This window comes from Aurantiacibacter sp. KMU-128 (assembly GCF_056933515.1).
Window position 1 is genome coordinate 1936986 of sequence record NZ_JBXORT010000001.1, and the last position, 20536, is coordinate 1957521.

General features: G+C 57.2%; 18 protein-coding genes and 2 pseudogenes. 3 read left to right on the top strand and 17 right to left on the bottom strand.

Annotated features, from left to right (window positions below; all coding sequences use genetic code 11):
• The first annotated feature begins 9 nt into the window (after positions 1-9).
• On the top strand, positions 10-228 hold the full coding sequence (locus ACS0VV_RS09485; protein WP_483532471.1) for a helix-turn-helix domain-containing protein: 219 nt from the start codon (positions 10-12) through the stop codon (positions 226-228).
• Between the two features lie 258 nt (positions 229-486).
• On the opposite strand, the gene ACS0VV_RS09490 is transcribed toward ACS0VV_RS09485, so the two are convergent.
• The 6 genes and pseudogenes from ACS0VV_RS09490 to ACS0VV_RS09515 all read right to left on the bottom strand — a co-directional run bounded on the left by ACS0VV_RS09490 (position 487) and on the right by ACS0VV_RS09515 (position 7689).
• The gene (locus ACS0VV_RS09490; RefSeq protein ID WP_483532472.1) at positions 487-843 is read right to left on the bottom strand and encodes a TrbC/VirB2 family protein; all 357 of its coding nucleotides are present in this window, start codon (positions 841-843) and stop codon (positions 487-489) included.
• A gap of 123 nt (positions 844-966) precedes the next feature.
• Positions 967-1316, bottom strand: a pseudogene (locus ACS0VV_RS09495) (transposase); the annotation flags it as partial.
• Between the two features lie 233 nt (positions 1317-1549).
• Entirely contained in the window at positions 1550-2005 is a 456-nt protein-coding gene (locus ACS0VV_RS09500) for a hypothetical protein (RefSeq protein WP_483532473.1), read from the bottom strand.
• Complete coding sequence (locus ACS0VV_RS09505) at positions 2002-6387, bottom strand: RHS repeat-associated core domain-containing protein (RefSeq protein WP_483532474.1); 4386 nt, start codon at positions 6385-6387, stop codon at positions 2002-2004. Before ACS0VV_RS09505 ends, ACS0VV_RS09500 begins: the two co-directional genes overlap by 4 nt.
• A gap of 35 nt (positions 6388-6422) precedes the next feature.
• Positions 6423-7025 carry a hypothetical protein gene (locus ACS0VV_RS09510; RefSeq protein WP_483532475.1) on the bottom strand — a complete coding sequence of 201 codons (603 nt, stop codon included), beginning with the start codon at positions 7023-7025 and terminating at the stop codon, positions 6423-6425.
• A 55-nt stretch (positions 7026-7080) separates the two neighbouring features.
• Positions 7081-7689, bottom strand: a complete 609-nt coding sequence (locus tag ACS0VV_RS09515; protein ID WP_483532476.1) for an Ig-like domain-containing protein — start codon at positions 7687-7689, stop codon at positions 7081-7083.
• A 276-nt stretch (positions 7690-7965) separates the two neighbouring features.
• Between ACS0VV_RS09515 and ACS0VV_RS09520 the strand changes: the two genes are divergently transcribed.
• Positions 7966-8898, top strand: coding sequence for a hypothetical protein (locus ACS0VV_RS09520; RefSeq protein ID WP_483532477.1), 933 nt, complete (start codon positions 7966-7968; stop codon positions 8896-8898).
• Positions 8899-9055: 157 nt separating this feature from the next.
• Here ACS0VV_RS09520 and ACS0VV_RS09525 read toward each other — a convergent pair whose 3' ends face one another.
• From ACS0VV_RS09525 to ACS0VV_RS09560, 8 genes and pseudogenes are all read right to left on the bottom strand, one after another.
• On the bottom strand, positions 9056-9205 hold the full coding sequence (locus tag ACS0VV_RS09525) for a hypothetical protein (protein WP_483532478.1): 150 nt from the start codon (positions 9203-9205) through the stop codon (positions 9056-9058).
• 110 nt (positions 9206-9315) lie between these two features.
• Positions 9316-9735 (bottom strand): annotated as a pseudogene (locus ACS0VV_RS09530) (IS6 family transposase); the annotation flags it as partial.
• A gap of 282 nt (positions 9736-10017) precedes the next feature.
• The gene (locus tag ACS0VV_RS09535; protein ID WP_483532479.1) at positions 10018-10743 is read right to left on the bottom strand and encodes a hypothetical protein; all 726 of its coding nucleotides are present in this window, start codon (positions 10741-10743) and stop codon (positions 10018-10020) included.
• Positions 10744-10798: 55 nt separating this feature from the next.
• On the bottom strand, positions 10799-12160 hold the full coding sequence (locus ACS0VV_RS09540; RefSeq protein WP_483532480.1) for a hypothetical protein: 1362 nt from the start codon (positions 12158-12160) through the stop codon (positions 10799-10801).
• The gene (locus ACS0VV_RS09545; protein WP_483532481.1) at positions 12142-12378 is read right to left on the bottom strand and encodes a hypothetical protein; all 237 of its coding nucleotides are present in this window, start codon (positions 12376-12378) and stop codon (positions 12142-12144) included. The genes ACS0VV_RS09540 and ACS0VV_RS09545 overlap by 19 nt, the downstream gene beginning before the upstream one ends.
• An 18-nt stretch (positions 12379-12396) precedes the next feature.
• Complete coding sequence (locus tag ACS0VV_RS09550; RefSeq protein WP_483532482.1) at positions 12397-15024, bottom strand: hypothetical protein; 2628 nt, start codon at positions 15022-15024, stop codon at positions 12397-12399.
• Positions 15025-15050: 26 nt separating this feature from the next.
• Positions 15051-16406 (bottom strand): hypothetical protein, encoded by a 1356-nt coding sequence (locus tag ACS0VV_RS09555; RefSeq protein WP_483532483.1) that lies wholly within the window; start codon positions 16404-16406, stop codon positions 15051-15053.
• Positions 16407-16478: 72 nt separating this feature from the next.
• Positions 16479-18059, bottom strand: a complete 1581-nt coding sequence (locus ACS0VV_RS09560; RefSeq protein WP_483532484.1) for a hypothetical protein — start codon at positions 18057-18059, stop codon at positions 16479-16481.
• A gap of 162 nt (positions 18060-18221) precedes the next feature.
• Here ACS0VV_RS09560 and ACS0VV_RS09565 point away from each other — a divergent pair, with 162 nt between their 5' ends.
• Positions 18222-18530, top strand: coding sequence for a hypothetical protein (locus ACS0VV_RS09565; RefSeq protein WP_483532485.1), 309 nt, complete (start codon positions 18222-18224; stop codon positions 18528-18530).
• A gap of 157 nt (positions 18531-18687) precedes the next feature.
• Here the strand turns inward: ACS0VV_RS09565 and ACS0VV_RS09570 are convergent, their stop codons facing one another.
• The 3 genes from ACS0VV_RS09570 to ACS0VV_RS09580 form a co-directional block, all read right to left on the bottom strand.
• The gene (locus ACS0VV_RS09570; protein WP_483532486.1) at positions 18688-19023 is read right to left on the bottom strand and encodes a transposase; all 336 of its coding nucleotides are present in this window, start codon (positions 19021-19023) and stop codon (positions 18688-18690) included.
• Between the two features lie 8 nt (positions 19024-19031).
• Positions 19032-19391, bottom strand: coding sequence for a hypothetical protein (locus tag ACS0VV_RS09575; RefSeq protein WP_483532487.1), 360 nt, complete (start codon positions 19389-19391; stop codon positions 19032-19034).
• 187 nt (positions 19392-19578) lie between these two features.
• A complete protein-coding gene (locus ACS0VV_RS09580) occupies positions 19579-20448 on the bottom strand; it encodes a peptidoglycan-binding domain-containing protein (protein ID WP_483532488.1) in 870 nt (289 codons plus the stop codon).
• Positions 20449-20536: the final 88 nt, after the last annotated feature.

Genomic DNA, 20536 nt, shown 5'->3' on the forward strand with positions numbered 1-20536 from the left:
GTTTCTGGCATGGATATGCGGAAACTTGTTGGCGAAAACTGTGCCCGGCTCCGCAAGGCAAAAGGGTGGACACAGGAACAGCTCGCCGAGCGCTCGGGGTTCTCCCAGCAATATCTCTCCGATCTGGAACGCGGCGAGCGCAACCCTACCATCGTAACCATCTACGAGATCGCGCAGGCACTGGACGTGTCACATATCGAGCTCGTGGCGCCGGCCGACGAACGGTAGCGCCGACACCGCCAATTTCCGCTTGCCGTTGACTTTTCGTCGCCGCACCTTGTGATCGCATCAGGTTGGGCTGTGAGCTCTCCTGTTGTCCTAGCAACGATCAGCTCTAGGTGGTTTCACCTTCTGGACACAGAACCGGGTTTACGAGCGCCTCGCGCGCCACGTCCATGAGCGACCATTGTCGCGAAGGCCGATGGCGTGTGTTCGGACCTACTGAGCATTGTGAGATGGCAAAGCGATGACTCCTGTGTGCGCTACTTACTCCGGCGGTCGGCGGCGCATGGAGGCTCTGGTGGTGTCGGCGTCCGCTTCGGGAAGTGGTGGGCGGGGTTGGGCTTCGTAGACTATCGTAGGCGCGGGATTGGGGCGGGCGGTGTCTGCGGGGGAGGCCCAGTCCATCATGGCGGCGGCGATGGCGGGGGCGGCGAGGAGGAGGGCGCAGCCGAGGATGACTTGTGCGCCGCGGCGTAAGGGGAGGCGTCCGGTGAGCATGGAAAAGCCGACCAGCGCGACGGCTATTATGCAGAGTGTGATGGCGACCTCGCTGAGGAGTGTGCCCTCTATCCATCTTAGCGAAGCTTGGACGGGTTGGCTGGTGGTTGGGGCGTTAAACATGGTAGGAGCCATACTGAGTAGATGATTGAAAAAGAGAGACTAATTGGTGATATCTCGCGTACCACCGTCAAAGTAAATTGGCTTGAATCTGAACCCTAGCGCGACCAATAATCATCAAATCAAACCAACCAGACTACACGCCCGACGCTCGCTCAGCCCGTGCTGTTCACGGGCATGGGCGACGGCTTCCCGCTTAGCGCCGGGCGTTACCATTTTTTTGATGCCAGATCCTTCAGCACGACATTGTCGAGCATCGCCTCGGCCAGCAGCTTCTTCAGCCGACTGTTCTCCTGTTCGAGCGTCCGCAGCCGACGGGCATCGGACACCTCCAGCCCGCCAAACTTCGACTTCCACTTATAGAAGGTCGCCGAGCTGATCCCGTGACGGCGGCACACCTCCGCCGTCGGCATACCAGCCTCCTGCTCCTTCAATACCGCGATGATCTGCTCTTCGCTGAACCTGCTTCGCTTCATTGTCGTCCGACTCCTTTGCGTCGGACTCTACCAAAAACCGGTCACATTCCAGGGGAGCACGTCATATACGCTGTCCCTGATATCTCCGAACAGCTTTGTCGAGAGCAAACTGTCAACTCTGTGAAGCTCTGGCATACTCGCAACACAAAATCTCACTCCGAGGTAGCGAATCCGGTAAAATGGTAGTGAGATAGACCGTTTTCTTGCAGGATTTATCTGCCCTCTGATACTTCTCATTGGACTGCGTTTTCTGCTTTATCCTCCGCGAAAGCTTCCAACTCAGGACAAATCACTTCGCCGTTTACGCGGGAAGGCCTGATATTAGAGACGAAAACGTGTATATATTCGCTATAATCCTCACTTGATAGATCCGACGAATAAGTTAGCTCTTTTGCATTGCAGATATCGATTTCGATAGAATACGGAGAATCCCAAGAGACTCGTGCACCGCTGCCGCCTTTCGCCTCGAAAAAACGCTGATTCAAACCATCAAAAATGCTGTCTTGGCCACCTGATATCTCGGCGTATGTTAATGATGTGCAACAGGCACCAAGATCATTGCCGTAGAGGGTAATAACGTAGTCTCCATTGGGAGAAGTCAACTCTTCAAGGGGTTGTTGCTTCGAACTACAGCCAAAGAGCAGCGCCGTAGAAAGTGCCACAAGTGTGATTGGTTTCATAAGATTCATTCTCTGAAGCATCCCGCGTTGTAGTAGTCATGTCCATTGTTAATCATTGCCATCTGGGACTCGAAGGTTCTGTTTTCCAATACGGAATAGCCGTGAGCCCCGACTGCCGCCTGAAACTCACTAAATCCGACGGCGAGCGAAGTGGCTCCAAACGCGAAGTTTCCAAAATCTTGGTTTCCGCGAGTGCCAGGCTGATTCTTAAAGTCCCAAGGCCCTCCGGTTCTAACTTGGTCAATATACCATGCTCTTCTCGCATCATGAATTCTCGCTATACGGAGATAGCGTTCCTCTCGGTCAAACACAGTACGTCTTATCTCTTGGACTTGTCGCATATCACTTGCGTATCTGGCGTGAGCCTCTGCTATCGCACGATCAAGCGTGTCGCGTGGTCCAGGTACATCACACGGATCATTTTTTTTGTCTGAACCGGGCCCTCCGCCGCCCGGTCTACCGTTGTCTCCGCCCGGCCCGTTAGGACTGACATCAGGTCCTGGGGGATCAATCAGAGTACATTCCCTACCAATCTTTCTTGGTATGCCGGGGACCTCTCGACTGCCATTCCAGTATATAGTCACACTATAGATGTCTTGGCAGATTTCGTTACCGACCAACCCAGTCGGATCCACGCCATTCACCGGATCATTCCCGACATAGGCATAAATGTTCATGCCATCGGCGTATCCGATGGGGTCTGTCTGCATGAACCTGCCGACATATGGTGAGTAGAACCGTGCTTTGTAATAGTAGAGATCAAGCTCGGGCACATATTGCTGTCCGGTATACTGGAACCTGCCGCCATTGGTGGCAGCGGGGGTGCCGAACTCGTCATAGGTGTTGGTCTGGATGGTGGTCCCGGCGCGGTTGTAGATAGCAGTGACCGAGCCGAGGCGGTCGGTGTAGAGGAACTGCGCAGCACCGATGGAAGTGCCACTGCCGACGTACTGCACCAGCGGATCATCGCCGCCTGACACGCCGTGTACATAACGGTGCATCATCGTGCCATTGCCGCCATATTCGAGGACGAGATCGTGGCCATCGTAATAGAGGCGCCGCAAGCTGCCTGCCACACCGTCGGTGGTATTGGCATCATAGGATACCTCGTACATCCGCCCCAACGGATCGTAGCGGATGATGGTCACCTCGGTGCCCGGGCCTGCGCCGCCCGAGACATTGGCGGCCTGTACCAGGCGGTTGCCATTGTCATAGGTCCACACCGTCTCGCTGTCCGAGGTGAGGTTGCCATTGGGATCGTAGCTGTAGGGATCGGTGCTCTGCGCGCCGGTATCGGTCACCTGCGTATACTGGTTCAGCCCGTTCGCCTGATAGGCGAGGCTGGCATCGGTCTGTTCGTTAAAGTCGAACAGCGCGTTGTTGCTGCTTTCCTGCGTTACCTGCCCTGCCGGGTTAAAGGTGAAGTCATGCGTGACGTCATAGGCGTTGTTGGTCGGGTGATCGATCAGCAGCTGGTCTAGCCGCCCTGCGTCATCGAACCCGTAGGTGATATCGGGCGCGCTGGCATTGGCGATGCTCGACGCCATCCGGCCTTCGGTGGTGTAGGTCCAGCTCCACAGATCGGCCTGCCCGCTGCGATTGATGCTGGTGAGGCGGCCCAGCGGATCGAAGTCGTAGATGAACTGGATATTATCGGGATGCGTGATGCTGGTGCGCCGACCCGCCGTGTCATAGCCGTAAGTCAGCGTGCGGCTTACCCCGTCCATATTGTTGGTGGTGGAGATAAGCTGACCGAGCGCGTTCCAGCTATTGGTGATGCCCTGCCCGCCATGGCTGTCGAACCGGGCATAGCTCAGATTGCCGAACAGGTCGTAGCCATAATAGATGTCGCGCGAGTGCGTGGCGGCGAGATCGGCGCGCCCGGTATCGTCTGCAAGAGTGATCCGGCCCAAATTGTCGCGGGTAAAATATGTCCAGCGGCCATTGCGCCCCTGATAGCCATCGACCCTGCCAAAGGCATCGAAGCGAACACGGTCTGTATCGTTCGGGTTGGCGGTATGCTCGGCGTTCGGGCCTGTCGCAGGATACTGTGTCTGATAATGCCGACCGAACGTATCATAGACATACTGCGTACGGTTACCCTCGGCATCCTCCACCCAGTCAAGCTGGCCGTTCTGGTTTGCACCCGTGCGATAGCTGAACCGCTGGGTTACCTGTTGCAGCGAGGTGCCTTCGGCCGAGCGGCGCTCGAGCACCCGTCCGTAATCGTCATACACCGTCCGGCTGATCCGGTCGGTGCCGTTGAGCCCCGCTGCTGAGACCACACAGGGCGATGGCAGACTGGTGGTGGTGAGCGGTGCGTCCATGCGCTGGGCGATGCATTCGACAAGGCCCATCGGATTGTAGCTGGCTTGCACCACGCTGTGCTGCGTTGTGCCCGTCACATCGCGGTGGCGCTGAACGATAGGGCGGCCCAGATCGTCATATTCGATATCCTGCCGCTGATCGGCAACAAAGCCGGAGAGGTCAGCGGTCGTCGTACTTGTTCCGCTTTCCTGGCGGGTGACCAGACCATTGACGATGGTGATGCGCGAGGCAAGCCGCGGCAGCGGTCCCGACCCGTCGGGATCGCCGCTGACCGAGCCGATCTGGCGGTTGAACGCGTCGTAGATCGCATAGGATGTGTCATCGGTGCCGGGCACCGGGCCATCGACGCTACGGGGTTGGCCGAGCGGTGTGTAGGTAAAGGTGCTGGTCGCGGCCAAAGTACCATCACCAAGGCTGGTAGTGACTGAGACAGGTTGCAGATTGTTGGGCGTGGTCGCGGACGGATAGGCCAGCGTTGTGCGCGCCTCGTTCACAGTGCCCTCGCAGGTCGCCGCCGTACGGCAGGCCCTGCTGCGAAGTGGTACCGTAATGGGGGCAGAGGTTGTCCAACTGCTCGGCCCGCTGCGGTAGTGCGCCTGCGCGGTAGTGTATTCGATGATCGTTGTCGGCCGGGGCTGTCCCGAGGCTGCCGCCGGAGCCTGCACGTGCGTCACCCCGCCATGGGTCTGGTCATAGGTGTAATTGGTGACCTGGCCTGCCGCATTGGTCGTCGTCAGCGGCAAATTGCAGGTGACAGGATTGGTGCAGGTGGCAGAGTATGTCGCACTGGTGACGATCGGGTTCGCGCCCCCGCTGTCGGTTGTGGTTACCCTGTAGAGATTGCCACGCGAGTTATACCGGTATTCGGTCGTCTGGCCCTCAGGCGTCACAAGCGTTTGCAGCAGCCCGTCGCGGCACACCAGATTGTTGGTCGTGCAATAGGTATAACTGGTCGTCTGACCGTCAACGGTACGGCTTGCCAGTTGATCTTCCGCATTGAAGTTTGCGACCGTTATCCCGCCTTCGGGATTGGTCGTCGTGGTCGATGTGGCAGTGTAAAGATAGTTCCAGGTTCCGCCGCCCGTCTGCACGCTCTGCACCCGGTTCTGGCCGTCATAGGTAAACTGGACGGTATCGTTTGCCCCGCCAGGGCGCGTAATCGCCGATATCCGGCCACCAGGGCCAGCGTAATCGTAATCGACTGTCTCGCCTGCGTGGTTGGTCACATCGCCATTGGCATAGGTCGCCCGCGGCCAGTTACCGGTGAGCGCTGTGCAGTCTCCTGTCGGATTGCAGTATTCAACAGCATTGTTGATGGCATCCACACGGGTAATCGTGTGCCAGCCTGTCGCAAGCTGGTTGCTGATTGTGTCGGTCTGATAATCGAGTTTGATCTGGTAACCGGTATTGCTGGTGATCGATTCCAACCGGCGGTAATTGTAAGTGACGGTGCCGCCTCCGGGCAGGCACTCAGGGTCGGGGTTGCCACCGCCGCAGTCCGGCACGGTAACCGTCCAAGTGCCTGTTCTGAAGTGATACTGCCAGGTCACCCCATCTGGGAACTGCACGAGCGTCGGGGAAGCCAGTCCCGAAACTGCTGGCAGGTACAATTCAGAGTTTGGCCCTTGCGGCGCTTCGACGAAAGTAATCTGGGTCCCATCGGGCCCTCGGTAACTATACGTTCCACCGGAATAGGTTAGCGTCGCACCATTCGCGTAGGTAGGAGTGTAGGTGCCCGATCCGCCATTCTCGAAGCTGCTCGTCGATCCCATGAAGGAGATGACAACCGTTTGCGAACTACCGCTGATGGTCGGCAGTTCAGAGACACGCCAACCAGTTCCTACCCATGTCTCGGAATAGCTGAGCCCATGGTGCCCGCCCGAACCAATAGCGACGCCGGGCCGCTGCATGATCACTTCGCCTGTCGGCAGATTGACCTGATGCCGATCAATCGTGGCGTTTTCTGGCGGTGCCGCCACCTGCGCCTGCACAGGCAACGAGACCGCCATAATGATGCTGGCCAATAGCAATCCGAACCACAGCACAACCTTTCGGTTGCTCACCTCTGCCGCGCCTGCCCCTGCTGCCCCCTTTGCTCTCATTGGGCGGCCTCCGCAGTTTGGATCGCGTCCTGTCGCCCGCGTGTAAGCCGGCGCTCCAGCGAAACCTCCGCCGCTCGCGCAGGTCGCGCGCCTCTCCTCGTCATCTCGGCAGGTTCGCGGTCGGGCTCAGCTCCGATCACGCCGGTCGCCCGGAACCGCGCAAGATTAATGCGCACATCTGCAAGTCCCCCGGTCGGCGAACGGCCCACAGCCCGGGCAAACTCATAGGTCAGATCCTCGAGCAAAACCGTGCCATCCTCGCGGCGCGAGAACAGCCAAACTGTCCGGTCGTTCTCACGACCCACGACCACTGCTACAGCGCCGGTATCGCGGTGCGGCATCATCACAAACCCGTCTGCCTCACCCAGCGCATAGCCGCGCCCATCGCAGATAGCAGTGACTAGACCGCCGTTAGCCTGCGCGCGTTCAACGTCCAGGACATTGCCCTGATCATCACGCATCTGGACCTGGCAGATTGGCGCTACACCGCGGTCAGGCGAGGGCTGGCTTGCCTGCAAGGTCTCTTGTGCCGCGACGGACGGACACGCCAGAACCCCGCCGATTGCCGCAATCCCTGATAGAAAAAAATATCTGCCCATACCGTCACACCGCCAAACAATTCTGAAAGCCTCAAACGCAGATTGAACGCAAAAATCAGGGAGGCGGGCCGCCGCCGCCAAGGCAACTTGTGATAGTCGTTACCTCCAGGGTTCCGGTCGAACTGTTTCCGAAAGTATCTGCGACCGTGTATTGAAAGACCGAGTAATCGTAATCGCCCGCAAACATCACACTGATCTCGCCGTTCAGCATCAAGGTTGCAGTAGCATTGCCGCTTAATTGGCTGACCCCTGTCACGGTCAGAGGTACGTTACCTTCTGGATCGGTGTCGTTTGCCTTCACGTTGACCATGACGTCGCTCAGGCACTCGCCCGAGACCATATCGGGATTGGCCGTCGGCGGATTATTGGAAGGAGGTGGTGTTGGCGTTGGCGTGGGCGTAGGGCTCGGTGTTGGCGCCACCCCTGTCCCGTCATCGCAATGATTTGAAACGCCAGCAGAATTGGTAACATTGGACGTACGGTTGCCGACTGCGTCATAGCATAACGACATCACCTCGCCATTGTTCGCACCGCCTGTCGTCTCGCGCTCAATCAACCGCCCCAAAGCGTCATACGTGAAGGTCTCTGGATCCTGCGCCAAAGCGCCCGTTGCCACGCCGCTCAGGAGCAACGCAACGAACACAGGAAAAGATGGTCGCCTCATTATGGCCAGCGCTCCCTGTACTTGAAAACAGGAGCAGATTTTCAGCAGATCGACGTCTGGTCAATACACCGACCAAGTCGGGACCGCACGAACACTTGTAGAATTGCGACATTTACGGATGGCCAGACCACCAAAAATTTTTTTCAGCTACAAATGTAGTTTCCTCCTATATTTCAGTGATGTTACAGAATCTTAATACAGGAAAGCATGTGCGACTCGGATAGCTTGCGGTCTTCGGATCCGCTTTTTTTGGTGAACCAGGATAACGGGGAAAACATGATGACGGGGAATGCAAAGCAGGCATGGACTGCGGTTACTTTGGCAGTGACGGCGGCCGCTATTCACGCTCCTGCGCTCGCGCAGGAAACCGCAACCGAAACACGCGAGGAACCGAAACTGTTCGAGATCGTCGCCGAGGTGGCGCCGCAATGGACGAGCCCCGATGTGCTCGATCTTGACGATGTCACCGATGCGACGACGATTTCGACGGCACTGTCATTCAGACTTCCGCTTGGCGACACGACGTCTGCCAGCGTATTTGTGAAACCTACCGCGCGCCTCGACAGCGATGGCGATGATCCTACTGGTGCCAGCTCGTCCCTTGGCTTCGGTGCAGAGTTCTCGCATGGACTGGTCGGCCCGCTGTCTGTTTTCGCCGCGACGGGCTACAGCGACAACTATGCAGATTTCTTCGGTGACGCCGCCGCTGACGAGTGGACTGTGTCGGGTGGATTGCGCCTTGGATACAATCGATCCACATTCCTCCCTTACGGCTGCGATCCCTATGGCTGCAGCGACCCGCGAACCACGCGAGTTACCGGTCAGCGTCTTAGCGGCAGCCTTCAATACGCCTATGTGGATTCAGACGCGCCGCTCGATGACCGCGAGGTCGTGTCAGCCTCTGCAGGGTTTCGTACGCCAGTCTCCTGGTGGGGTATATTCGATATTGAAGGCACAGCCGCCAATCGCTGGTACTCGAATGTCGATCCCGTCTTTCTCGACAATCAGGAGCGGCTCGATCTGGGTCTTTCTGTTGGCATCGATTTCGCGCCTGCACTCATCTATCTTCTCGAGGACGACTGGTCGAACCCATGGATCAGCAGGGTGAAACTGGGATATACCGTGTTCGATCGCAATTCCAGCTTCGACGCGAACGACCGGAGCGGCGGTTCGCCGTCTCTCACTCTCCAGTTGGGCAGAAAGTTCTGAGGAGGCGCTGCGGCGGGCCTTATAGGACTGACTGTCGATCAGGTGTCGTTCAAAGCCAAAGTGGTTTGGACGTTGGCGTGAGCCGACGATAGCTTGAGCAAGCTATTCATTTGTTAGGACCTGAACACTGCGCATTCCCTTTTGTCTGTTAGGTCCCTTAGGCATCGCGCTTCACTTCCTGTTCGTTGTAATACCATCCGATGGCTAAGGCGGCGATAAAGACAGCCCAGCTTGGCGGCTGTAGCCAAGCGGTGATCGCAAATGTGGCGATTATCCAAAGGAAAATATGATTGCCGAAACGCGCCACACTGACTCCAAGTTTGTGCGGAAAATATAGGCATGGCGCTCGGCTGGCGCAAACGGCAGTCAACAGCCGCTATTTTCAAGCTGAGACACTTCCATCTCTTGCGATTAGGCGTTGCCGCGCTCGGTCATTGCGGCCCAGTAGAAACGCAGCCCATCGGTAGTGATAGCCTCCGGACAGCCGTGGCGGTTCGGTGCATTCTTCATGAATCTGAGAGCTGTCTGCTTGTCCCTTGTCTTGGTGACGTAGCTCTCCAGCACCTCGCCCTCCTGGTCGACCGCGCGCCACAGGTGATGCATCTCGCCATTGATCTTTACGTAGATCTCGTCGAGGTGCCAGCGCCACTGGCGGAAGCCCTTCATACGGCTGACCCGCTGGCGCTGGACATCTGCACCGAACAGCGGGCCAAAGCGGATCCACCAATGCCGCACGGTTTCGTTGTAAATATCGATCCCGCGTTCGAAAAGAATGTCCTCAACGTTCCGCAGGGTCAGCGGGAAACGGCAATAAATCATAGTGACGCGCCAGATCACCTTAAGCGACGAATTGAAAGGGCGGAACGGGCTGCAAAGCTTTCTTGATGGTGGCGTGGCGCCCCACTACCCGGCTCGGCTCAATTTGCGAGCGGTGCATTTGGTTTGTCACAAACTGTATGAGCTCTAAGGCGGGGCGGTGGGCGTGTAGCGGGTTTGCTTAAAGCAGCGAGGTACAACTCCCACGACACACTGCTGCTGCGCTATCTGCACGGCAGCAACGTGAGGGCTGATGATCCGCTGGCGTGCTACGAAAGCATTGCGGTCAGCGATGCAGGGCAGCTAACCGATCGGCAGACTGAACCCGCTTGCGGAAACGGTCAGGCCCCGAGCCTCTGCAGCGGCCGTAAAGCCGTCGATTTCCTTGCAGTAATCCGCGTTGCGATCGGTGTTGATCAGCATCGTCAAGCCATCGAATGCAGCGGGCCTGGCCAGTGCGCACGCTTCTACAGCGGACAGTATGCAAGCCGCCGCCGCTTGCGCGAAGGGTGGCAAGGGCGCGCCGCCGCGGTAGATTCCTGACGAGAGCAGGGTCAGACGGAATCCGCCATAGCGCGTTTCGCTGCCTGCAAGGGCGTTCATCGCGTCGACGTAAACCTGCGTGTAGAGCGGTGTAATTGTCTCGGTCAGCCCAGCGCTGGTGAGCTGCGGCCCAGCCGAGTACATCATCGCTTGCGCAGAGCCTATCATCCGGTCCAGCAGTGGCACCAGCAGCGAGGTGAGCGGCACTGGCGAAGGCGGATGGCGGTTGTCGGCGTCCCACTGCCCTTCGCCGAATTTCCCATCGTAGGCTGCCTTTAGTGCCGTGTTCACTGCATCGCAGGAGGTACCCAGAGCACTGGCGAACGCTCCATTGAGACCACCTCCGCCAACTTGGTAATAGATACCTGGATTTGTGCTCCCGGCATTCTGAGTGACGACAGGGCCATCCACCAAAGAACTCCCGTCAAGAACCCCGACGTATCCGCCAGTGTGGCTCGACTCAAACATGAAGGTAATACTGGTCATCGTATCTATGCTCCTGTGCGCCTTACTTTATTCAATGCATCGAAGGCCGCGTGGCTCACGCGGCGACCCCGGTTATGACCTTATTATCTTCGTGCCAGTTTACGACGCCCCAGCCTGTCTGCCGAAGTAGCTCGCGCAGGCTCTTGGCGTCGAGCCGGTCTGGATTGGTATCAACGGGCAATCCTGCACTCAGCGAGAATAGCAAGGACCGGCCAAACGGGCGCAACCGCTCAAGCAGCGCGCGCGACTTTGCGCTGGCGTCAAGGCTTTTGTGCACCACGATTGCGTCGAACATGCCGGGTGGGAGCACGGAATCGAGTGGTCGCAGGCGGCTGGCAAAGCCGAGCCGAGCAAGGCGCTGGTGACACCTTTCTGAGATAGTATCGAGGACGACCTCGCACTCTTTCTCCTCGCGCAGATACAGCGGCAACGCGCCTCCGCCATATCCCGCCAGGTAGACCCGCGCTCCCTGCTCGATGTGCTGGACCATATGGCGCATCGGACTGAGTCGGCGGCCAGTATCGGCCCGGAACCAGGCGGGCTCTCGCGCACCGCCATGCGATGGGACAGCCGTCTCACCGCCGGCTGTACTGAGGCCCCCAGCGAGGTGCACCAGAGTCTTGACCAATGGCGAGGCAGCATGGGTCTCTGCCGCGAGCTGGATAGAGTCGCGCATATCAGCCAAGGTTTGAGGAAAGGATCCGCAGTGCCCGCTCAGATAGACAGTCGCACCTCGGCGCGCGCGGAGATTAAGCGCAATGTGCCTTAGCCGCAGCGACGCATGGCGTTCAAGCGCGGCCGGCGCAACCCCGATCAAGGTGAGCGCGTCACGATGATCTCCCAGCCGTGGATGCTGCGGAAACAGCAGCGACACCTGCTCGGGATGGTCAGGATCGCCTCGCACCCAAACCCCAGACATGGCCTGAAGTACTGGATCTTCAACCAACTGCCGGAAGCAGTCCCTCAAACCGATGTCGATACGCGCGGCCAGCGCGCCTTGCACACTCGAACCGTCCCCCGGAGCGTATGAAAGATAGGAGAAGCGATAGTCCCGGCGGCGTTGACCGGAATAGGCGCGGTAGCGCGGCGGCCCACTCTGTTGCAGCGTCGAATGGATGTAGCAGTCAGTGCAGGTGCCCATTGTGAAGCCCAAGCCCAGGCGCACGATCCGTTCGCCTTCATGCTGGGCAAGCGCGGCAAGTGGCTCATGCAACTCCTCGGATTTTGCCAAGTTATGAAGTTGCTGCGGGTCTGGTCCGACCAGCCAACAAGTCCATTTGCGGCGCGGGGTTACCCCTTTCGGATCGATCGACAGCGACCACTCGAATATTGTCGAAGTCTTGGGATCGATCAGGTGGCGCAGACGCCCAAGTGCCAAATCGTCGAGCGACGGCGTCATCACATCGTCGCGAACCATTGATGCATGATGCTGCCCTGTTCCAGGTTTCCGCGTTCAACCGCGCTGCGAACGCTGCTTTGCAACTCGTCCGGCGTCACCCGAAAACCCAGCGTGGCAAGCGCAGCGCATGCTTCGTCCCACGCGCCGTGTTCAATCCGCAAGAGATGACCCGCCAGGCGGCGTGGCAATTCGCTGTCGCTGCGCAGGCTTTCAATCAGACGTTCGACATCGCTCATGTGATGTTCCTCGTTGCTCTACCAGTTTGTGGGATTGATTGCGTGAGTGACAGTTTCGACTGCACCTGACAGCCAGTCACCGACGGCGGCAAACGGTCCGCCAATGGCCTTGAAAACATCGGCAATTACATCGACCGGATACCCTACGCCTTTGAGCACATCGCTGATCGTGTTGGGCGAAAGCGTGAAGATGTCGTTGAGCACCGTGGTGATCTGTTCGAGCGGAAAGCCGACGTCCTTGAGAACCTGCGCCGTTGCATTGGCGTCCAGTCCGAACACCGACGCCAGCGCTTGCCCGACCTGATCTGCGCCAAAGTCGAGCCCTTGCAAGATTGTAGCAGCGGCTTGGCTTTCCAGATTGAACCCGAACTTGAGCGCACCGGCGAGATCGTTGGCTGAGGCATCGAAGGCAGATTGTAATTGCCTCGCCGCCTCCTCCACCGCCATCCCGATATTGTTCAGCGTTTGTGCGGCGTCATCGATCGCATGGTTGAAATAGCTGCGCAGGCCATTGGCAATATTCTCGACTTCGCTGATTACGCCCTTGAAGGCCATCTCCGCCCATTTTTCGGCGTCTTCCAAAATGTGAACAAATATTTCAGCGGCATGCTGCACCAGGTAGTCACCGCAAGCGGCGATCACCGCATCGATGCTCCTCATATCGAGGTCCAGATCAACTGGGCCGAAATCAAGTTCCATGTCTTCGAAAGTGAAGCCACCTCCTACAGAGAAATCGACTACACTTTCGGTCACTGTGATACCAAGAGCCGCTGCAATCACGGCCTGCAAGTGGATCGTGCCGAGCGGGCTTGGCAAAGGTATCCTGAAGTCGGGTCCAAAGCTGAATGCACCCGAAAAGCTGCCACTGGTGCGCAATGTGCAAGCCATGTGCTCCCGGATGACGCTGCCGAAATCGAGCGAAAAAGTCAGTCCGCTATGATCGACCAGTGCTGTGATCTCTTGTTCGAGCAGGCCTAGCAGGCTCGCTTTAGCATCCAGCGAGAAATAGGGCTCGGATGAGGTCGAAATACGCATCGCCGGCCCCCCAGCCGGGACCAGCACCTTGGATGCTGCGCCGGCGATCGCAGCGCGCTCAGCCTCGGTCTTAGGGATAAAATTGTTCTTGATCGGATTGCCGCTGGCATCCACCTTGATGGTGACTTCGCTTCCATTCCCGGTCAATGACAACACTTCTCCGAGTTTGACTGGCGACATGACCGCTGTGCCCTCAAAGCCGGTCATGCTGATTTCAATATCGGCATAAAAGTCGAGTCCGAAAACATCCATTGCCGCACTGAAGCCGTAGCCAGGCTTGCTCATTGTACCATCAGGCAAAGCGAGCGGCTCAAGCGGATTTTCGTTCCAGCGGAACGAGATGTCGCTGAAATGGATGGGCAGGTCGATGGACGGGCTACTGTCTGTAAACACCGCGATCAACGTCGGCAAATCGAACCTCGGCACATAAAACGACAGGTACAGAGGATTGGGAATGTCGCCTTCCAGATCGAGTACCAGCGCAAAAGTATCATCGTCGAGCGAAACCACGGTATCGCCTGCCCCGACGTGAAATTTCCCGCTCAAGCCAATGGCATAGCCCGGTGGCTCGAAGATGATGCCCATGCCAATCCCGAACTCGTCGAAATGGAAGCCGCGCAGCTGCGGTGGGGCAGGCAGCGAGGAGTGATCACCCCGTATGTCGATCGCGGCCTCAATCTCGACATTATCCAGCAGTGCTGACAGCTTTGTGTCGAGTGGCGTGTCAAAGATGGTGAACGGAAAATCAGCCTCGATTTCAAGAATGACGAACTTGAACAGCGGATTGATCGACAGCGATAGGGTGGGCTTTACGATCCGCAGCTTGGCGTCGCCACCCAGAGCCATATCAACTTCGGCCAAGAAGAACTCGATTTTTGTCCCGCCGATGCCTACCCCAAGCTGAAGGTCAAACACCAGGCGCACGTTTAGAGGGCCGGTGGTCGGCACCAGATCGTTCGCGACCTTCTGCATCACCTCGTTCTGGAACGTCATGTCCCGGATATCGACCTTGCCGCCGAACGAGAGGATGTCATCATCGTCACGGTAGAAAAAGTCGCTGATAATGATGTCGGGCAAGCCGTCGGGATAGGTTTGACCCGAGAGCAGACTGACAAGGGCCGAAAGTGAGTAGGTGCGCTCTTCGGGCGGCTTGGCGACCGTGTCGGGGTGCGTCGCCCTGTCGGTGAGTGCCAGCATGTAGAGCGGGGTCGTAACCTCGCTGTAATCAGGCATCGTGGCAAAGTAGGCGTCGATATCCTTCGCGCCCTTCAGCGACTTGACCTTGGTAGCCACCGGATCGGCCGGATTGGCGGTAATGTAATCGACAAAGGCCTTGGCCTGACCCATCGCATGGACGGTGGATTCATCGATGCTTGCATCGGTGTGGGCCACTCGGCATGAAATCCGGGTTAGCGGACGTTGCTGGTCATCGAACAGAATCAGGACATTGAGCACCTCGTGAGCAAGGGTCAGTGTGCCAGACGAACCTCCTGGAACCGAACCAAGTACCGCAAGCTTGCCATAGTAATTGCCCTGATCGTCCTTGTCCTGCGTCGAATCGTAAACCGTCAGAGGTGCCGCAAGGTCATTCTTGATAGTTATATCGGCCATGGTCGGATCCATTCGGCAAATTGAGATCAATGATCGGTAATGACGGGGTCAACGGCTTCTTCGGGTGGGTCTTCAATGTCCGGATCTTCGAGATCAGGATCGAGCTCGGGATTGGCGACCCGCTCAGCGGCAGCTTCAATTGCCCGTGTTATTTCGGCGAGCGACTTCGAAACGCTGCCTGAAACCCTCAAGGTTTCCTGCTCGATCGCTTGCAGCCCTTCGACACCGCTCGCTTGAATTGAATCGATATGTGATTGCAGTTGACCCAAAGATTCCACCATTTGTGCCAGATCTCCGCTGCCGATGGCATCTTTGGTGGCGGCGACCTGTTCCGCCATGGCATTGAGCATGGGTGTCGAACCAAAGTCCTCCAGCGTAATTTCAATCTGCCTATTCAACGCTTCAATGCTGTGGCTCGCAACGCCATTGAGCATTTCGACGAATTGCTTGGGCGGCGGCAACTTGCCCGGGTCTAGAGCCGGATCTTCGAAGGTCGCGTTGTAAAGCATGTCCGAGATAGTAAAGACGCCTTTGCCGACCGTGCCATCGCTCGCGAAAAAGGTGCCTCGCCCAAGCGGGACAAGCCCTTCGACCGGCATGGCTCGCCCGCCTTCTGGGGTCGGGCCGCGCCCGCGCAGGATCACATTCGTGCTCAGCAGATCGCGTACTGAGGTTGTGTCGAAATAGTGCGCGTCGGTGACATCGAGGCAGGCGTTGCCGACCGCGCGGCAGAAACTGGCGTCTTGCGGGTCGCGGTAAAGCGACTCGACGGTGTCACTCTCGGCGATAACCTCCGGCGCGGTCGCGCGCGCATCGGCGAGGATTGCATCAAGTAGCGGGTTCGTCGCGGTCCCCCCAAACCGAAGGCGCAGGTCGAAACCAGTTAGTTCATTTGCCACGCTGAACTGGAACATGGACCGCAGCTTGCTGACCGGTGCCGTGCTAAGCTCTGGTGGTGAGGCCGGTTCGCCTGGCTCGGGCGGGTGATATTCGATATATGTAATATCGCCCTCAACCGGTGCGGGCCCGCTTGTGGCCTGATAATGTTCGAGTTCAGGGAAAGGGCTTCCTTCGTTGACGAAATCAGCCGAAAGATAAAGCCCTTGATCGCTCCCCATGCGTGCTTCGGGTGCCCTGTCCGCTGGATCGTTGTCACCAACGTTAGCACCAGTCCAACGGTTGTCGAGATCAAAGGCCAATGGCCGGAAAACCGTGCGGCCGGAACCTTCTGCCTGCGCCATGTTCCGATAATAATCGACATAGCGATAGAGCGTCGAGCCGGCAGGTCGGGTGGTCCGATAAGCGCTGACGTCACCGCGAAATCGGTTGACCGCACTGCGGTAGATGGCGTCGTAAAACAGACCGCGCAAAATCCTCGGCATACCTTCCCCCTTCTTTTAACTTTCTGTACTGAGCCAGCACCATTCCGAAGACTGGGCAGCTGCGAAGCCGCGCTACTCGCCTGCGGCAAAGTCAATCGGATCGGGCTCTGATGCGTCGAGATCCTCGTCGCCCATTTCCTCGTAGGCATCGCGAGCATCACGGTCTGCTTGGTCTTTTGCAGCTTCTCTTTCGGCTTCGGCTTTGGCCTGTGCTTCTTCAATCGAGTTGTCGAGCGAGGCCTGTTCCTCGACCAGGTTCATTCTTGCGCTTTCAGACAAAGCCTCGAGATTTGTGCCAACTTCGGAAAAGCTCTCTAACGCCGCGTCCACATCACCACTTTCCAAATTATTCTGGGCCTCGGCAAGAGATGTTGCCAAAGCCTCGGCCTCGGGACCTGGAGGCGCTTCCTCCAGAACTTCGTTCAGCGCGTCGGATTGCTCATTGATCTGTTCCTGCAGATCGAGTCGCTGCTCCGCGCTACGCACTGCCTGTTCCTGTGCCGGAAGATTAGCCACTTCGAAGTCGATCTGGCGGGCCTGCTCAGGAAGGTTTTCGGCGGCCAACTCTGCATCTGCTGCCTCAGCGTAATTGGCCTGCGCGGCTTCGATCGCCGCTTGATCAGCGACAGGATCAGGATCGTTGTTAACGATTTCGCGCGCGCGCTCTTCTTTCGATTGCTGCCATTGCTTGTACATTATAAAAAGCATCCCAGCCGAAATTAGCATCGACACATTGAGGTTCTTTTTAATCCACGTGCCGACATCGGTCACCACTGAACCAGATGAACTACCGTTGCCCGGCGCGGTCATCTGCTGGCTGTTGCCCATAACCTTCTTGCCATTGATGGTGCCAGAAAGCGCCGGGCCGAGCAGGTAGCGAATTTTGCCATCGCTCTTGTCGACAACGTTCATCCAAAGGGGCGCCAGGCTAACACTAACCCCGCCAGCGCCGACATCGGCCTCGGTTATGGTCCCGCCGTTCATTGCCAACGCGACCTTCTCCGACGCGCCTGACCACTGGCCACTCGCATCGGCCATGCAAAGTTCGGCAGTCGTTGTCCCCGCCTTCGTGACAATATTCACCCCAGCCACAAGTGTAATCGCAGACACCCCCTCCGTCGCATCGTAGAGGTAATATCCACCCTGCCAGGGCGTTAGGAACTGATTCATCCACGTCATCACGGCCGACCAGCGACTCATCGTGCACAGCTTGAAACTGGCAGACGCGGCAAAGAAAGCATTGACCGCATCGACCGAGTTCTTTTGCGTCATCGCATCGCGGAATTGACCGGCGATCTTAGATGCCGGGTTGGCCGAGATGTAGCGGATGAACTTGAACGTTTGCACCATCGCAGCGGCGTCACCTGCATTGATCGTAAAGGCGCGCTCCCTTGAAGAAATAAGGACGGCGAATACCGAAACCGGGAAGTTATCATACTCAGCAGCACCCAGATCAGGCAGCCCACCCTGCATCACGGCCAAAAGCTGGCTAGCAGCACGCAGAGTAGTGACCGATGTGGTCTGTGTAGGTCCGATCTTGCCAAGGCTCGTATATTCGAATGGATCAGTTGTCTTGCCCGTAGGTCGATATACATCAAAAATCTCGACTTCACCTGCCGATTTATTTGTTATCGATACAGAAGGATAGTCCATTAACATCTCTCCCATCACCACACAGATCGAATTTATTGACAATCAAATTCTGAAACACCAGCTGCATAAAATACCGAAGCACGTACGCAAAGTGCGCCTAAATGATCCCAAAAAATGACAAATATATAGATATCTGCCGATAATTTTAATTGATTTCGATTCGTGTTCTTCTGGCGCAAAGATGACGTAATTTTGCGCTCGTGCCAACAGAAAATTTTACGTAATAATGATGCTTGTTTTGTGCCAGAAATACCCGATCCCAAGGCATGTTACGCTGAGATTGAGAAACCTTTGGAAGCAAACAATGTGCTTGTCTTGGCAGGGACGACGCAGCGCTATTGTTTCAGCCTGCTGAACATGCGCTCGACGCGGCCGCGGCTTTGGAAGCGGAAATATTCGGGACGCACTGGTACCTTGCTGTATAAGGGGGAGATGATCGGCAGGATGCTTCAGATCAACATGCTTTCCTGAAAGCGATTACCCTCGCAGCCGCCTGCCGTCCGTAGAGCCTTGGCGTGGCTCCGGATATCTTGAACAGCAGCTTGGCTACGGTGTAACCACATGTCTCGCCGCTGGTCAGGACAAAGCCAAGAGGCAGTACGTGATTTTAAATGAGGATGGATTTTGCTTATAAAGCTGCGGCGCGGTCGACCAAAACCCTCCGGACAAGCGACCATTTTCCGGCAGCTGCCGAAACATGGCGGCGAACGCTGCTGCATTTGAGCATGTGCGGCCAGTCGTCGGCTAACCTCAGGTCAACCAGTGTTTCCAGCGTGGCATCCCAAACTCCCTGCTCGGCCCATCGCTGGAACCTGACATAGTTCGAATTCCACTCGCCGTATCGCTCGTGTATTTCGCGCCAAGGTAAGCCGATCCACAGCAAACTTAGGTTTGCTAATAGGCCCGCCTCGATCAAGAATGCCGTATAAACAGTGTGAGCGTCGCCTCGAGGCCACAACGGCAATTGATCGATCAGGCGTCCGCCATGATCTCGTAGAGCCCCACAAAGCCGGTCAAATAGGGCAGCCCCACCGGTATGCCGTGCTCGGATGCTGTAGCCCGGCTAATGCTCCAGCCCATCCAGCGGACAATTGCGGCGTCGATCGCCTCATCGATGGGAAGACCTGATTTAAAGGCATTGTGAACATCGTCAGCAAAGTGCCGGCCGTGGCGGCTGTCGAGAAAGTCTCTGACTCCATCCTTACTTGCGCATGCAGCATTTGCGATCTTCGCAGTGGCTATAGACCAGGCTGCGTCGGCATCGGTGAACTCAGCTGTAGTACCAAAGAAGCCCCAGGCTTCGTTGCGGGTTGGCAGGACTGGGTCAATCATCTCGGTCTCCTTATTTGGCACAGGTGAACAGTACTCTTCTTGTGCGCACTATCCACTTATACCGACGGATTTTGCTTCATTTTCAGGACCCACCGGGTGGCAAAGGGCAATAACCTGATGTGGCGACTGCTCTGCCTCGCACCTCTTGCTCGAATTGAGGTTGATGCGAGTTTTGAGAATGCCTGCTCTAATTGCGAACGGCTTCGCGCGCTGACCACAGCAATCTGCCTAGCTGCTCCGAATGGGCGTAGGCTGTGACACCTTCAGTGCTAACGAAGTGTTCCCAAGCCACAGCTGTCTTCTGGCCATAGACGCCGTCGAGAGGCCCCGGAGGATAGCCAGCGAGACGCAGGGCAAGCTGGAGGTTGCATACTCTTTCTCGTCGATCACTGTCGCTCAGCCCGTCTGCCTCCCAGTCAAGCGACCGTTCGGCGAGCTCGCTGAACTCCCCGAAGTTGATCGAGAACCCCAAATCGCTCTCACAGGTTGACCCTGAAATCGATCGTTCCAGCGTCGCATTGTAGCGCCACTGGACAACCAACTTGCTTGCACCGACACCCGCGCCTGCGCCTGCAAAGGCGACCAGGAATGGGAGAGAGAACCTCACGAGGCCGGATTTGGCCTTTCGAAGCGAGCCTTCTTCAAGAAGCGTGTGATCGACGAGGAAATCGATCGTTCCATTGCCCATGCGCAAGCGCATCAAGCGAAGCGGCAGAAACTGATTTCGATGCTCACCCAGTCGGGAATCGACGCTCGCTGAACGGAAGGAGAGCTCGACCCTGCTCCCGCGGTTCGGCATACCAATTGCGCGGCCTGCCAATCGCCTGTCGTCAAAATCCAGGAACTTCGAGGATAGCAAAAATGCGGTTCGGCTCATCTCCCGAGCAATTGCGTAAAGCGCCTCTTGCTCCAGTTCGATCAGGGATGCCGAAAGGTAATCGAACGCTGCGGGTTTCGGGATCGCTTCCTGCTCATAGGGAGGAGAGATCAGCTGAGCATAGCCTTCGATCAGGAACGTCCCGGGTTCGATCGATACTGCCTGAGTAAGTTCCATCATTCCCCCTCCCTATCGTCACGCATAGCTAACCCAATTTGCAGCGCTTGCCACTAGGGCATTAGCAAACCAGACTGGCCTGCCCGGCTGT

Excerpts from the sequence above, each read along its gene's own strand:
- ACS0VV_RS09485 (WP_483532471.1), top strand. The coding sequence starts at position 10 with ATGGATATGCGGAAACTTGTTGGCGAAAACTGTGCCCGGCTCCGCAAG.
- ACS0VV_RS09490 (WP_483532472.1), bottom strand. The coding sequence starts at position 843 with ATGTTTAACGCCCCAACCACCAGCCAACCCGTCCAAGCTTCGCTAAGA.
- ACS0VV_RS09500 (WP_483532473.1), bottom strand. The coding sequence starts at position 2,005 with ATGAATCTTATGAAACCAATCACACTTGTGGCACTTTCTACGGCGCTG.
- ACS0VV_RS09510 (WP_483532475.1), bottom strand. The coding sequence starts at position 7,025 with ATGGGCAGATATTTTTTTCTATCAGGGATTGCGGCAATCGGCGGGGTT.
- ACS0VV_RS09515 (WP_483532476.1), bottom strand. The coding sequence starts at position 7,689 with ATGAGGCGACCATCTTTTCCTGTGTTCGTTGCGTTGCTCCTGAGCGGC.
- ACS0VV_RS09520 (WP_483532477.1), top strand. The coding sequence starts at position 7,966 with ATGATGACGGGGAATGCAAAGCAGGCATGGACTGCGGTTACTTTGGCA.
- ACS0VV_RS09535 (WP_483532479.1), bottom strand. The coding sequence starts at position 10,743 with ATGACCAGTATTACCTTCATGTTTGAGTCGAGCCACACTGGCGGATAC.
- ACS0VV_RS09540 (WP_483532480.1), bottom strand. The coding sequence starts at position 12,160 with ATGGTTCGCGACGATGTGATGACGCCGTCGCTCGACGATTTGGCACTT.
- ACS0VV_RS09545 (WP_483532481.1), bottom strand. The coding sequence starts at position 12,378 with ATGAGCGATGTCGAACGTCTGATTGAAAGCCTGCGCAGCGACAGCGAA.
- ACS0VV_RS09550 (WP_483532482.1), bottom strand. The coding sequence starts at position 15,024 with ATGGCCGATATAACTATCAAGAATGACCTTGCGGCACCTCTGACGGTT.
- ACS0VV_RS09555 (WP_483532483.1), bottom strand. The coding sequence starts at position 16,406 with ATGCCGAGGATTTTGCGCGGTCTGTTTTACGACGCCATCTACCGCAGT.
- ACS0VV_RS09560 (WP_483532484.1), bottom strand. The coding sequence starts at position 18,059 with ATGGACTATCCTTCTGTATCGATAACAAATAAATCGGCAGGTGAAGTC.
- ACS0VV_RS09575 (WP_483532487.1), bottom strand. The coding sequence starts at position 19,391 with ATGATTGACCCAGTCCTGCCAACCCGCAACGAAGCCTGGGGCTTCTTT.
- ACS0VV_RS09580 (WP_483532488.1), bottom strand. The coding sequence starts at position 20,448 with ATGATGGAACTTACTCAGGCAGTATCGATCGAACCCGGGACGTTCCTG.